The following is a 13,358-nucleotide window of genomic DNA, read 5'->3' on the forward strand; positions in this document are numbered from 1 at the left end:
CTCTCCTCATTTTCCATTTTCACCACAAGGTTTTTACCTGCAGCATAAGTTACGTTATCGCCCGCTGAGATTTGACTTGATTTGTCTGATTTCTCAACTTGGTCATCGTTGTTTGATGTACTGACAGTGTGGTATGCAGAGTTAATCGCCTCAGCAACGTTAGTCGCATTGACAAAACCATTGCCTGCATCATCAGCAACCACGCCAGCTTTACCGTCTGTGGTGGTGCTGTTTAATGCACTTTTCGGTACTTCTGGAACAACGGCGGCAATGGTAATATTGTTACCGTCTTGGGTAACAGCAATATTATCGCCTGCTGTAATGGTTACAGTTTCGCTTGGGTTTACTAACTCTTCAGTTGTGCCGTCTACTGTACCTGTGCCAGTTTTCGCAGTGGTTAATTTGAAACCGCTGTTATTGATTGCATCTGCCACAGTTGAAGCGTTTACTAATGCTTCGCCATTTTCTGGTGTCTTAACTTTACCGTCTTCGTTGGTTAAGTCGCCAGTTACCGCAGTTACATTGCCATCGTCATCAACTTTAACGGTTGTGCCGTCAGTTTTAACGTTGTATTTCACTTTAGCAACAGTGTCGCCATCCATATCAACAACTGCCTCAGTGCCGTTACCGTTTACAAAGTTGACCGTATCGTAGCCTTTAACAAAGTCTTTCGCAACGTCATTGTTTTGTAAGTTCCAACCGATATTTAAGATATCGCCCAATGTTGCAGCTTTGGTTGTATCAGCCACAGTTGGTGCTGAAACCACTGTTGGTGAATCACTTACATTTGGTAAAGTTTGCGTTAAACCTGTAATTGCGTTGTCGCCAATTTTGATTGGGCTTTCGTCATCATCATCTTGAACAGTAATATTCGTTACAGTGATGTTTTCAGTTAAGCCGTAAGTAATGGTTGGGTTTGTGCTGCCGGTGTTAGACATCGCCACATTTAAGTTTTTACCTGCTGCATAAGTGATGTTATCTGCCGCAGAAATTCGGCTGCCGTCAGTGTCGTCTTCCGCATCAACTTGGTTATTGTTATTTACCGCAGTTACAGTAAATGCCGCATTGTTGATTGCATTAACTACGGTACTTGCATTCACTAAGGCTGAACCTGCATCAGAATCCGCTAACTCAACTTTACCATCATCATATTCTGTTTTGCTGCCGTAGTTAATGCCTGTTGTAATTGCCTCAACTTCGTTGTCTGCATTGATATGAACGGTTTTGTTGTCGGTTTTAATGCTGTATTGAACCGTTGCGATTGTACCATTTTCTTTCACTTCTGCAGTGGTGTAAGTACCGTTACCATCAACAAAGTTTACAGTGTCGTATGGTTGAACAAAATCAATCGCTTTGCTGTTGTCTTGCAAGTTCCAACCTGAGTTTAATACGTCGCCTAAAGTTGCAGCGTGTTCATCTGGGTTAATTGAGCTGTCTGGTGCTGTACCAACAGTTGCTTTAAATCCACTTGCTAAGGTTGTAGTTGGGGTTTCAACGTCTGGAATATCCACAGAGAAAGTGAAGTTTTGATCGCTTTGAACAATCTTCACATTATCGCCAGCGATAAGTTTGATTTGCTCATTTTGACCAATTAACACTTGTGAATCTGCTGTGCCTTCAACTGTACCGCCATTTGCTGTTGCAGTGATATTAAAGCCATTAACTAATTTGCTCGAAACGGAGTAAAGCTGTGAACCATTGATTGCGTCAGTTGAATTTTGATTAATTGCACCTGCTGCCACGTTTTTAATTTGGCGCTCGCCACCAACTTTACCCACACTCACGTATTGACCAGCATCGGTCGGTTCACCTGCGAAGTCTTCATAAGTAATGCTTGTGCCATCTGATGTACGTACGGTGGCATTTGGTACTGCCAACACCGCATCTGATGCACCTGTTGTGCCAACCACTTCAGTTGAACCATTACCTAACACCACAGAGTTATAAGTGGTTAAAGATTTAATATTTGGACCCAACGCCACAGAGTTATTCCCTGTTACGCAGCTTTGTGTACCAATGGTTACAGAGTCTGCACCTAATGCGTGCGCATATGTACCCAATGCTGTTGCATTTTGAGTAGCTGCAGTTTCATTACCTGCTAAAGCATAGTAACCCAATGCCACAGAGTTTTGAGTATTCGCTGTTGCAACCGAACCCATTGCAATAGAGTTGCTACCATAAGAAGATGCTGCAATACCTTGTGCGATAGAACCAACACCTGAAGAGATCGCATTCAATCCAATCGCTTGTGAACCCACGCCACCTGATTGTGATGCAGGACCAATCGCAATAGAAGCATCACCGATAGCCGCAGTACGTACGTCAGTAGAATACGTTTTCGCTAAACCTGCCGCATCTGCTGTCGAACCAGAAACAAGTAGTGTAGATGATACGCCATTTCCTGTTGGATTTGGTTGCTTATTCGCTAGAATTGTCATATTGGCAATGGTGCGGCTATCTGTACGCCATCTACCATTAGTTACCCCAATCGATTTTAGTTCTGTGCCAAGTGCAGCATTTAACGCACCCCAAGCTTTAGCCGTATCATCACCACCAATCGCAAGAGATGAGTTACCGATCGCTGATGAGTCCGCCGCTAATGCAGTGGCTTGGTCGCCGTAAACGAATGAACGTGAACCAATTGCTGTTGATTGACCGATTGCAAAGTCATTATTCCAGTCATTTGTTGCACGTGCACCGATGATAGTATCGCCGGCCTGACCTGCTGCTGTAGCGTTATAACCAACCACCGTATTAGACATATTAGACCATACGTTAGTACTTGTGTCACGTGCTGATGATCCGCCCTTGTTTGGTTCAACACTGGCTGCCTTAGCACCAATCGCAATATCGCCCACATATGGGGTTGTTGAACAATCACCGATGGAAACAGAGCTATTCGTTGCAGTGATACCAGAACCTACTGCTACAGAATAACCCGCTGCTGAAATATTTGTACCGATTGCGACTGCATCAGCAGTTGCACTTACGTTATTACCCAATGCGGTAGAATAGTTCCCTGCAGCATTAGCATTTGCACCAACGGCAGTTGCATTTATCGCACCAGCACCCGTTGAAGAGTTAATACCGATTACCGTACCGTTATAACCGCCTTGCTTTAGGTTTTCACCAACCAAGACAGAATCTTTTGTACCGTTTGCGGCGGTAACATTTAAGCCGACAGCAACAGTATTGGTTGCTGCTGATCCTGAGTGGGTAACTGTACCCTGAGAAATTTCAGAAGATGTTGGACTTGTGCCAATAAATGCCCCAGAAACGGTTGTGGCAGCGATTGCGTTAGTGCTGGCTACCCCCCCCCCAGGCGGCAATGAGAGAGGCTAAAACGGCGGGTTTTAGGCTTGTACGTTTGTCTGTGCTTGATGAGGATTTACCTTTTGACTTGCTTAGTTCAGATACCACGACGAAAGATTGTGTGGAATGGTTCCAAATGACTTTAAAAATTTTATTCATGAAATTACCTGATTTGTGAATAAAGTGAAACAATATAGCCGATAATCATTTTATCGAATACGTAATACAAAATGAATTTTTACGGCAATTTGTCTGAATAAGCAGTTTCTCTTGTGCCAAACATTTTTGTCGGTAAAAAAATTTTTGTAATGGTCCGACATGTTACGACTATTGGGGTAAAAATACAAGGCAATTATGCAAAATTTGATGATAATTTGAGCAATTGTTGTTGTTGTTGTTGTTGTTGTTGTTGTTGTTGTTGGTTTTTTTGTGTTTTTAAGGGCGGGTTTCGCCCGTTGGGCGACTGACTTTTTCTTTGTTTGTGCAAAGAAAAAGTAAGCAAAAAGAAAGCACACCCGATTTTGCCTTATCTCCTGAAAATGATTAAATTTGCTTAACGGAAAAGTTGTAAACTCGCTGCGCTCAGACAGTACAACTTTTCCTACAAATTTAATCATTTTCAGGCGGCAAAGACGGGACCCCAATGGGATCGAGGGGGGAGGGGTGAGTTTGGTAGTAAATTTCCCATATGAAAGTGCGGGGGATTTTTCATTAATTTTTTATCAAATAGTTTGATTTTTTGTTTTATTTTTCTTGCGAATAGGTGCGTTTTTTTAGAAAAAATCCTACCTATTAAATTAATTAGCTATTGAGGCGAAATTTTTTTTCAATTTACCTTAATTTAGTGGTAGAGTTAACGCAGTTTGACTTTTTTGTCATATTGACGGGTTGGATAGCCAGAAATGATCTGATTTATCCATTTATTTGTAATCAACCAATTTGAAGGAAACATTATGTTAATTGGTGTACCTAGAGAACTGCTTGAGAATGAAAGTCGGGTAGCGGCAACGCCAAAGACGGTTCAGCAAATTCAAAAACTCGGCTTTGATGTACTCGTAGAACAGGGTGCGGGGTTTAAAGCCAGTTTTGAAGATCAAGCCTTTATAGATGTCGGCGCAAAAATCGGTTCGGCGCAAGATGTTTGGAATGCGGACGTGATTTTTAAAGTCAATGCGCCAACGGATACGGAAATCGGGTTAATTAAAGAGGGCGCCACCTTGGTGAGCTTTATTTGGCCTGCGCAAAATCCAGAATTAATGGAAAAATTATCGGCGAAAAAAATTAATGTGCTAGCCATGGATTCGGTGCCACGTATTTCTCGTGCGCAAGCCTTGGATGCGTTAAGTTCTATGGCCAATATTTCGGGGTATCGTGCGGTTATTGAGGCCGCCAATTCATTCGGCAGTTTCTTTACGGGACAAATTACCGCAGCGGGTAAAGTGCCACCGGCTAAAGTGTTGGTGATTGGTGCGGGTGTTGCAGGTCTTGCAGCAATCGGTGCGGCAAATAGCTTAGGCGCCATTGTACGTGCCTTTGACAGCCGTCCAGAAGTAAAAGAGCAAGTGAAATCCATGGGGGCAGACTTCTTAGAAATTGATTTCGAAGAAGAAGGCGGTTCTGGTGACGGTTATGCCAAAGTGATGTCAGAAGAATTTAATCGCCGTGCCATGGAGCTTTATGCAGCACAAGCCAAAGAAGTGGATATTATTATCACCACGGCAGCGATTCCGGGCAAACCTGCGCCACGTTTAATCACTAAAGAAATGGTGGATTCCATGAAACCGGGGTCAGTGATTGTGGATTTAGCCGCAGCGACTGGCGGTAACTGCGAATACACCAAAGCAGGTGAAATTTTTGTCACAGATAATCAAGTGAAAGTGATTGGTTATACTGACTTCCCAGCGCGTTTACCAACCCAATCTTCTCAACTTTATGGTACTAACTTAGTTAATTTATTGAAATTATTAGCACCAAATAAAGATGGTCAAATTGATATTAATTTTGAAGATGTTGTGTTGCGTGGCGTGACTGTCATTCGTGATGGTGAGGTCACATGGCCTGCTCCGCCAATTCAAGTATCAGCTCAACCGCAAAAACAAGCGGCAGCACCAGTAGCGAAAAAAGAAGAAAAACCAACCAATCCAAAAGTTAAATATGGCATTATGGCGTTGGTGGCATGCTTGTTCTTAGCCTTAGCTTCAGTGACGCCAACGGCATTTTTATCACATTTTACCGTATTCGTGCTAGCTTGCGTGGTGGGGTATTATGTGGTTTGGAATGTCAGCCACGCCTTGCATACCCCATTAATGGCGGTCACCAATGCGATTTCAGGCATTATTATTGTGGGTGCGGTATTGCAAATTGCACAAGGCAGTTTCTTTATTAGCATTTTAGCATTTATTGCCATTTTAGTGGCAAGCATCAATATTTTCGGGGGATTCAAAGTCACCCAACGTATGCTTGCAATGTTTAGAAAAGGTTAAGGAGAAAAATATGTCATTAGGTTTAGTACAAGCGGCATATATTGTATCCGCATTACTTTTCATTATGAGCTTGGCGGGTCTTTCTAAACATGAAACCGCAAAAGCAGGTTGTTGGTATGGTATCGTCGGTATGGCGATTGCGTTAGTGGCGACCATTTTCGGACCCGCCACTGAAGGGCAATTCTGGATCATTATTGCCATGATTATCGGGGCGATTCTTGGTATTCATCGTGCCTTAAAGGTAGAAATGACCGAAATGCCAGAACTGGTAGCGATTCTTCACAGCTTTGTGGGTTTAGCCGCTGTTCTTGTGGGTTTCAATAGCTTTGGTTTGCATATTCATCCTGAATTTGTGGCACCAGAGGGCATGACTTTTACCAGTCCAGATGCCTTGGAAACAGCGAAAGCGGCCTTTTTAGCCGAGCAAGATGTGCTTGCTAATATTCACAATGTGGAAGTGTTTTTAGGCATCTTTATTGGTGCGGTGACCTTTACTGGTTCTATTGTAGCCTTTGGTAAATTACGTGGAATCATCAATTCTAAAGCCTTAGCTTTACCACATCGCCATAAACTCAATTTAGCCGCTTTAGTGGTGTCTGCGTTGTTAATGGTGGCGTTCTTAAACTCACCAGATAACATCTTCCCTGTGTTATTAATGACAGCCATTGCGCTTGCATTCGGTTGGCATTTAGTGGCCTCTATCGGTGGGGCAGATATGCCAGTGGTGGTGTCAATGCTGAACTCTTATTCAGGTTGGGCAGCAGCCGCCGCCGGTTTTATGTTGAACAACGACTTATTAATCGTCACGGGGGCGTTGGTCGGTTCGTCTGGTGCAATCCTTTCTTACATTATGTGTAAGGCCATGAACCGTTCCTTTGTGAGCGTGATTGCAGGTGGTTTTGGTAATGATGTGGTAGCAAGTTCTGATGAAGAACAAGGCGAACACCGTGAAACTACCGCAGAAGAAGTGGCAGAATTATTGAAAAATGCGAGTTCTGTGATTATCACCCCAGGATACGGCATGGCCGTGGCACAAGCACAATATCCAGTGGCAGACATCACCGCCAAATTGCGTGAACGTGGTATTAACGTACGTTTCGGTATTCACCCTGTGGCAGGCCGTTTACCAGGTCATATGAACGTGTTATTAGCCGAAGCCAAAGTGCCTTATGATGTGGTATTAGAAATGGATGAAATCAATGATGATTTTGCTGATACGGATGTTGTATTAGTTATCGGGGCCAACGACACCGTTAACCCTGCGGCACTTGATGATCCAAACAGCCCAATCGCAGGCATGCCAGTCTTGGAAGTGTGGAAAGCTCAAAACGTGATCGTCTTTAAACGTTCTATGGCAGTAGGTTACGCAGGCGTGCAAAATCCATTGTTCTTTAAAGAAAATACCCAAATGTTGTTTGGTGATGCCAAAGAACGTGTGGATGATATTTTAAAAGCATTGTAATATTGCGTTAAAATTGTTTACAATATAACCGTACTTGGGTGCAAGTGCGGTTATTTTTTAAGGTATTTTTTTTATTTTTGTGATCTTGATTCCATAATTGATAAGAAAATCTTTTGTTTTTAGCAAATTCTTTTATATTGCGTGTTACAATCAAACCAATATGAGAATTTGCTTATGCAAATAGAATATGATTTACAAAAATCAGAAAAAAATGAACGAGAACGGGGATTGTCTTTTGAATTAGTGAAAGGATTCCATTGGTATTCTGCTATTATTGTTCCTGACGTTCGATTTAACTATCCTGAGCCGCGTTTTACCGCCACAGGTTTTTTGGGGCGAACACAACGTTTGCATGTCGTTTGTTTTATACCTATTGAATCAGGCGTGAGAGTGATTAGTTTTCGTAAAGCGAATAAAAGAGAGATAAAAAAATATGAAAGAGAGAGAACCCTTAACTAATGAAGATGGCGAAGTGAGAGAACTTACAGCAGAAGACTTTGCTTTGGCTCGTCCTTTAGTAGAAGTTATGCCTCCAGAGTTTGTGGAAATGGTATTGGCTCATCAAAAAGAAATGGAAGAAGAACAAGCAAAGAAAACACCTAAAAATACACAATCTGTGACGTTATCACTTTCACCTGAAGTTGTTTCCGCATTTCGCTCTACTGGACGAGGTTGGCAAACGAGAATCAATGAGGCTTTATTACAATATGTGAAAACCTCCCTTGATTTTTCTTAAATAATTGCGACAAACTTATTGTAAAAGCACCGCACTTTAAAAGTGCGGTTCTTTTTTGTATTTTATTCCGTTTGTGTTGGTTTCTTTTCTAAAATATTATTTTCATCTAATGTCAGCAAGCGAGAAATGGCATTACGATAAGAGATTTCTAGGCTTTCTCGACTGGTGGCAAGCACGCCTTGATCCACTAAAAAGCCATCATTAACATCATAAACCCAACCATGTAAAGAAAGTTTAGCACCACGATCCCAAGCAGATTGCACAATAGAGGAGCGACCAAGGTTGTAAACTTGTTCCGCTACGTTGATTTTGGTCAGCATATCGGCCCGTTTTTCAGGCGACAGATTACCAAGCAAATGGCTGTGTTTAAACCAAATATCTCGAATATGCAATAACCAGTTATTGATTAGTCCCAAATCTTGATTTTTCATGGCGGCATTAATACCGCCACAATTCGTGTGGCCGCAAATAATAATGTGTTCAATATTTAACACATCTACCGCATATTGCACTACCGATAGACAGTTGAGATCGGTATGAATGACTTGGTTTGCCACATTACGGTGGACAAATAATTCCCCCGGTTCTAAATTGGTGAGTTTCTCTGCAGGCACACGGCTGTCGGAACAACCAATCCATAAATAATGAGGGGTTTGGTGTTCGGCCAATTCTTTGAAATAATGGGAGTTTTCTTCTTTCATTCGCAATGCCCAACTGTGGTTATTGGCGAATAATTGTTCAATTCGTTTCATCATTTTTAGGTTTCCTATTGAATAATTTCATAACAAGGTTCGTAGGTGTCACCCGTCGGCAATTTCATGCGGTGTTGCACAATAAAGTCCTGTAAGAGTTGATCGATTTTATTCATCAGTTGTTGATCGCCTCGTAGTTGGAATTTCCCTAAACTGGCAATTTTATCTTGGGTTTCCGCTTTAATATTACCTGCCACAATGCCTGAAAAAGCACGGCGTAAATTGGCCACTAATTCCACCGCACTTTGGTTTAAATGGAGGTTAAGATTCGCCATATTTTCATGGGTCGGCACGAAAGGCTGTTGGAATTCCTCATCAATTTCCAGTGACCAATTAAAGCTGTAACTATCGCCTTTTTCAAAGCGTTGTTGTTGAATTTGGGTCATGGCGGCTTTCATGTAACGTGACACTGTCACAGGGTCATCAATAATAATTTGATACAGCGATTGTGCTTGTTCGCCTAAGGTTTCTTTAACAAATCGATCTATGGCATCAAAGTAGCCTTGGCTTTCTTTTGGCCCTGTGAGAATTAACGGCAAGGTTTGTGCTTGATTTTTCGGATTAAGTTTTATGCCTAAAATAAACATAAATTCTTCAAAGGTGCCGGGGCCGCCAGCGAAGATAATAATACCATGTCCCATGCGCACAAACGCCTCGAGGCGTTTTTCAATATCGGGCATGATAATCAATTCATTGACAATCGGATTCGGCGGCTCGGAGGCGATAATGGATGGCTCAGTAATCCCAATAAAGCGACTGTTTTTATAGCGTTGGTTGGCATGGCCAATGGCTGCGCCTTTCATTGGGGCCTCCATGACACCCGTGCCACAACCCGTGATGATATTCAGTTCACGCAAGCCCAATTCTGTACCAACGGCACGGCAGTATTGATATTCCACCTCGCTAATCGAATGACCGCCCCAACAGACCACTAAATTCGGTTTTTCACCCACAATCAAGGCTTTGGCATTGCGTAGAATACTAAACACCAAATTGGTAGTTTGCTCGCTAGTTAAATCTGTTTTTGAAATCATGCTGTTAACAAATAAAATATCACGTAATACGGCAAAAGAATGATATTGAATATTACGAATCATCACATCATCCACAAATGCCGTTTCAGGCGGGTGATGTAATTCAAGGGCAATGCCACGTTCCCTTGCGACTAAATTAATATCGAAATTATCGTATTTGGCTAATAATGCTCGGCTATCATCTGTCACTGCACCAGAATTGAGTACCGCCAACGTACAATTACGATAAAGTTGATAGAGTGGCGATCCCGCTTGCTTGGTGAGTTGGCAAACTTCAATATGGGAAAGCTGATCCATGCTGCCTTTCGGATTAATATAATACACTTGATTCATCTTATTGTCTGGCTAATCGTTGGTTAAGGAGAATCGGTTCAAAGTTGGAACGGAATGGATTAATATCTAAACCGCCACGACGGGTATAGCGTGCATACACCGTTAATTTTTCTGGTTGAGCATAACGCATTAAGTCAGTGAAAATCCGTTCGACACATTGTTCATGAAATTCATTATGTTGACGGAATGAGATGAAATAGCGTAATAATTTTTCTCGATCAATTTGTTTGCCCACATAATGAATTTGTACGGAGCCCCAGTCAGGTTGACTGGTAATTAAGCAATTCGATTTAAGTAAATGGCTGACTAAGGTTTCTTCCACCGGTAAATTGTGGGTGCAATCTTGTAAGTAATCCGCATTAAACGCATAATCAGTGATTTCAATATCTTGATCATCAATACATTCGCCAGTAAAATCCACAATCTCTTGCTGTCTGTAAAATTCGAGAGAATTTAACCGCACGTTGACATCACCGTTAGCACATTGTGCTAAATCCTGTTGAATGGTGCGTTGTACCTGTTCAAAAGAATCAAATTTCGTTTGGTTAAAGCTGTTTAAATAGAGTTTGAAACTTTTCGATTCAATTAAATTTAATGATCGGTAATCAATTTCTACATCCGCAATGGCGACTTGTGGCAAGCCTTTGGGGTTGAGCCATGAAATTTCATAGGCCGTCCAAATATCCGCACCGAATGTAAAGGGCTGTTGCTCCGTTATGCCGAGAGTATCACGGTTCAGTGAACGTGGCACGGGTTGCAGTAAAGTGCGGTCATAAATGGCACAATATTCTGTTTTTTGCCCGAGTTTTAACGCTTTTAAGCTGTCGTTATTGTCGTACATTATTTCTTCCAGATAATATGATATTCACGTTCATCTTCGTGATGTGAAATTAAAAATTTAGCAAATACGTCGTCCATGATGTCTTGCTCATTAACAAGACCCACCCATACTTCAACATATTCAGTTGGGTCAATCAGCACGCCAATTTCTTGCTCCCAATCCTCAGCGGTTTCTACCACTTCCACACCGCCTCGTTCTTCAAATTGCAGATTGAACAACAGAATATCGGCAGGATCTAGATTTTCGCCCGCCATTTCAAGAAAAATATCATAGGCAATATCAATCGCCGTATCGGGATCCAGTTTTTTTATCGTTTCAGTCATATATTATTACGTTTGGGAAGTTTTAAAATAAAAAAGTGCGGTGATTTTCACCGCACTTTTGCTCTGTTTCGTGCCAGTGATGGATTAGGCTTTTTTACTTGGCTTAATGGCCAATAAATTACATTTTAATTTGCTAATCACATGTTCTGCCGTGTTGCCGAGGAGAGCAGCGGATAATCCCGTACGCCCCACGGTGCCTAAAATCACTAACTCTGCCTCAATGTCTTTGGCCACTTGCGGAATGATTTCTTCTGGAAATCCCTCATACACATGCGTATGATCTTCTGCAATGCCAAAATGCTGACGGAGGGCTTTCATATTAATTAAATGTTGACCACGTACACCGTTGACGTATTCACTGGAATGAAATTCGGGTAAATCAATCGCCATGTTCATTGGGGTTGGCGGATAAGCCGCCACCAAATGCACATTGCCACGTTCCAACTGATCGGCCAAATCCATGCTGAGGGATACCAATTCTTTGTTGAAAATATCATGGTATTCTTCATCACCAGACACATTCACCGCCACTAAAATACGGCGTTGATGTTTCCAGTCGCCATCACGCACCATTAATAATGGGGTTGGGCATTTACGCAATAATTGCCAATCCATTGGCGTCACAAAGAGGGAAGTTAAACTTTCTTCTTCTTTGGTATATTTAATCACTAAATCATAATGATGATTGTCGATTTCTTCTACGATAGCCTCTGATTCATTGCTTGACCATACCACACGAGAGTGGAAGTTGATCATCGGATCGGCGTATTTTTCTAAATAAGGCAATACATCTTTTTGACGTTGTGTCACCACGGTTTGGTGCATTTCTTCCCGTTCGTCGGAAGATAGCAACGCAGACATTTCATAAGACAGATCATAGACGGGCAGAAAAACCGTGATGTTGACGGGTGTGTCACTTTTTTGTTCTTTGACCAAACGAACAGCACGTGCAAGGCCGTATTGTTTTTCATTTTCTGGGTTAAGAATAACGAGAATATTATTGAATTTCATCATAACCTCCATGGAGATGTTGCAGTTCAGTTTTATTCAATTTTGAATATAACTAGCATAGTGCGGATTGCATAAAATAACAAGCAACAGTCTTTAAAAATGTGATCTAGCCGACAAATTTTATGTGATTTATGCACCGCACTTTTTATTCAAATGCAATCTTGGTGCGGTGAATGCCCGCAATTTCGGTTAATTCTGGCAAACTGTTAATGGTAATATATTTGCCTTGTACCGCTAACACGCCGAGTTTTTGGAAACGCCCCAATAAACGGCTAATGGTTTCCACGGTTAAGCCAAGATAATTACCAATATCGCCACGGGTCATGGTTAAACGAAATTCTCTGGGTGAAAAACCTCGAGCAGAGTAGCGTTTGGATAAATTGTAAATAAACGCCGCTAAACGTTCTTCCGCATTCATTTTGGATAATAACAAAATCATTTCTTGATCGCTTTTGATTTCGCTACTCATTAATCGCATAATTTGTTGGCGTAATTTCGGCAATTTGCCTGAAAGGTCGTTTAAAATATCAAAGGGAATTTCACACACCATGGCGGTTTCCAAGGCCTGAGCATAGCTTGGGTGTTTCATATTCATAATGGCATCAAAGCCGACCAAATCACCGGGTAAATGAAAAGAGGTAATTTGCTCCTCGCCCGCCTCATTAATAGTGTAAGATTTAATGGTGCCAGAACGAATCGCATACAGGGAAACCAATTCATCCCCTGCTTTAAATAACAGGTGTGATTTTTGGATCGGTTTTTTTCGCTCGATAATATTATCGAGCTGATCTAATTCATGAGCATTCAGGGTAAAAGGAATACATAATTGGCTAATACTGCAATCTTGGCAGTGAATCGCACAGCCACCAGATTGGATACGACGAGTCATGCGTGGTTCAGATGATAAAATACTCATTATGCCTCAAAATTTATGATAAAATTGATCTAACTCAAAAATGATAGCATTAAAACGCAAAATTAAGAAGTAGAAAATTGAAAAAAGGTGGGCTATGCCAGCAGAAAAATTAACCAAAAAACGTCTTATCCAAATTATCATTATGTTTGTGATTC

At 41.6% G+C, this 13,358-nt stretch carries 13 protein-coding genes; 4 read left to right on the top strand and 9 right to left on the bottom strand.

Annotated elements, in window-relative coordinates; translation table 11 throughout:
• The 3 genes from ACTG7Q_RS05035 to ACTG7Q_RS05045 form a co-directional block, all read right to left on the bottom strand.
• A partial coding sequence (locus tag ACTG7Q_RS05035; protein WP_439241535.1) for a beta strand repeat-containing protein occupies positions 1–3,329 on the bottom strand: 3,329 nt, incomplete at its 3' end.
• Complete coding sequence (locus tag ACTG7Q_RS05040) at positions 3,298–3,471, bottom strand: ESPR domain-containing protein (protein WP_439241537.1); 174 nt, start codon at positions 3,469–3,471, stop codon at positions 3,298–3,300. The genes ACTG7Q_RS05035 and ACTG7Q_RS05040, both read right to left, overlap by 32 nt.
• A gap of 50 nt (positions 3,472–3,521) precedes the next feature.
• Complete coding sequence (locus ACTG7Q_RS05045) at positions 3,522–3,929, bottom strand: hypothetical protein (protein ID WP_439241539.1); 408 nt, start codon at positions 3,927–3,929, stop codon at positions 3,522–3,524.
• 336 nt (positions 3,930–4,265) lie between these two features.
• Here ACTG7Q_RS05045 and pntA point away from each other — a divergent pair, with 336 nt between their 5' ends.
• The 4 genes from pntA to ACTG7Q_RS05065 all read left to right on the top strand — a co-directional run bounded on the left by pntA (position 4,266) and on the right by ACTG7Q_RS05065 (position 7,993).
• Complete coding sequence (pntA, locus tag ACTG7Q_RS05050; RefSeq protein WP_439241541.1) at positions 4,266–5,795, top strand: Re/Si-specific NAD(P)(+) transhydrogenase subunit alpha; 1,530 nt, start codon at positions 4,266–4,268, stop codon at positions 5,793–5,795.
• Positions 5,796–5,805: 10 nt separating this feature from the next.
• The gene (gene pntB / locus ACTG7Q_RS05055) at positions 5,806–7,257 is read left to right on the top strand and encodes a Re/Si-specific NAD(P)(+) transhydrogenase subunit beta (RefSeq protein ID WP_439241543.1); all 1,452 of its coding nucleotides are present in this window, start codon (positions 5,806–5,808) and stop codon (positions 7,255–7,257) included.
• 174 nt (positions 7,258–7,431) lie between these two features.
• Entirely contained in the window at positions 7,432–7,716 is a 285-nt protein-coding gene (locus ACTG7Q_RS05060; protein WP_439241545.1) for a BrnT family toxin, read from the top strand.
• Entirely contained in the window at positions 7,691–7,993 is a 303-nt protein-coding gene (locus ACTG7Q_RS05065) for a BrnA antitoxin family protein (RefSeq protein ID WP_439241547.1), read from the top strand. Before ACTG7Q_RS05060 ends, ACTG7Q_RS05065 begins: the two co-directional genes overlap by 26 nt.
• 62 nt (positions 7,994–8,055) lie before the next feature.
• Here ACTG7Q_RS05065 and can read toward each other — a convergent pair whose 3' ends face one another.
• The 6 genes from can to ACTG7Q_RS05095 form a co-directional block, all read right to left on the bottom strand.
• A complete protein-coding gene (can, locus tag ACTG7Q_RS05070; RefSeq protein ID WP_439241932.1) occupies positions 8,056–8,745 on the bottom strand; it encodes a carbonate dehydratase in 690 nt (229 codons plus the stop codon).
• A 14-nt stretch (positions 8,746–8,759) separates the two neighbouring features.
• Positions 8,760–10,112, bottom strand: a complete 1,353-nt coding sequence (gene ppnN, locus ACTG7Q_RS05075; RefSeq protein ID WP_439241549.1) for a nucleotide 5'-monophosphate nucleosidase PpnN — start codon at positions 10,110–10,112, stop codon at positions 8,760–8,762.
• 1 nt (position 10,113) lies between these two features.
• On the bottom strand, positions 10,114–10,953 hold the full coding sequence (queF, locus tag ACTG7Q_RS05080) for an NADPH-dependent 7-cyano-7-deazaguanine reductase QueF (protein ID WP_439241551.1): 840 nt from the start codon (positions 10,951–10,953) through the stop codon (positions 10,114–10,116).
• Positions 10,953–11,276 (bottom strand): HI1450 family dsDNA-mimic protein, encoded by a 324-nt coding sequence (locus tag ACTG7Q_RS05085; RefSeq protein ID WP_439241553.1) that lies wholly within the window; start codon positions 11,274–11,276, stop codon positions 10,953–10,955. The genes queF and ACTG7Q_RS05085 overlap by 1 nt, the downstream gene beginning before the upstream one ends.
• A gap of 84 nt (positions 11,277–11,360) precedes the next feature.
• On the bottom strand, positions 11,361–12,287 hold the full coding sequence (gene uspE / locus ACTG7Q_RS05090; protein ID WP_439241555.1) for a universal stress protein UspE: 927 nt from the start codon (positions 12,285–12,287) through the stop codon (positions 11,361–11,363).
• 145 nt (positions 12,288–12,432) lie between these two features.
• Entirely contained in the window at positions 12,433–13,203 is a 771-nt protein-coding gene (locus ACTG7Q_RS05095; protein ID WP_439241557.1) for an FNR family transcription factor, read from the bottom strand.
• Positions 13,204–13,358 lie beyond the last annotated feature (155 nt).

Origin of the sequence: Lonepinella sp. BR2474 (assembly GCF_051851555.1) — a bacterium.
In the GTDB taxonomy this organism is placed as follows: domain Bacteria; phylum Pseudomonadota; class Gammaproteobacteria; order Enterobacterales; family Pasteurellaceae; genus Lonepinella.

Coding starts and splice junctions, on each gene's coding strand:
- ACTG7Q_RS05040 (WP_439241537.1), bottom strand. CDS start 3,471: ATGAATAAAATTTTTAAAGTCATTTGGAACCATTCCACACAATCTTTC.
- pntA (WP_439241541.1), top strand. CDS start 4,266: ATGTTAATTGGTGTACCTAGAGAACTGCTTGAGAATGAAAGTCGGGTA.
- can (WP_439241932.1), bottom strand. CDS start 8,745: ATGAAACGAATTGAACAATTATTCGCCAATAACCACAGTTGGGCATTG.
- uspE (WP_439241555.1), bottom strand. CDS start 12,287: ATGAAATTCAATAATATTCTCGTTATTCTTAACCCAGAAAATGAAAAA.
- ppnN (WP_439241549.1), bottom strand. CDS start 10,112: ATGAATCAAGTGTATTATATTAATCCGAAAGGCAGCATGGATCAGCTT.
- pntB (WP_439241543.1), top strand. CDS start 5,806: ATGTCATTAGGTTTAGTACAAGCGGCATATATTGTATCCGCATTACTT.
- ACTG7Q_RS05060 (WP_439241545.1), top strand. CDS start 7,432: ATGCAAATAGAATATGATTTACAAAAATCAGAAAAAAATGAACGAGAA.
- ACTG7Q_RS05065 (WP_439241547.1), top strand. CDS start 7,691: ATGAAAGAGAGAGAACCCTTAACTAATGAAGATGGCGAAGTGAGAGAA.
- ACTG7Q_RS05095 (WP_439241557.1), bottom strand. CDS start 13,203: ATGAGTATTTTATCATCTGAACCACGCATGACTCGTCGTATCCAATCT.
- ACTG7Q_RS05085 (WP_439241553.1), bottom strand. CDS start 11,276: ATGACTGAAACGATAAAAAAACTGGATCCCGATACGGCGATTGATATT.
- queF (WP_439241551.1), bottom strand. CDS start 10,953: ATGTACGACAATAACGACAGCTTAAAAGCGTTAAAACTCGGGCAAAAA.
- ACTG7Q_RS05045 (WP_439241539.1), bottom strand. CDS start 3,929: ATGATTAAATTTGTAGGAAAAGTTGTACTGTCTGAGCGCAGCGAGTTT.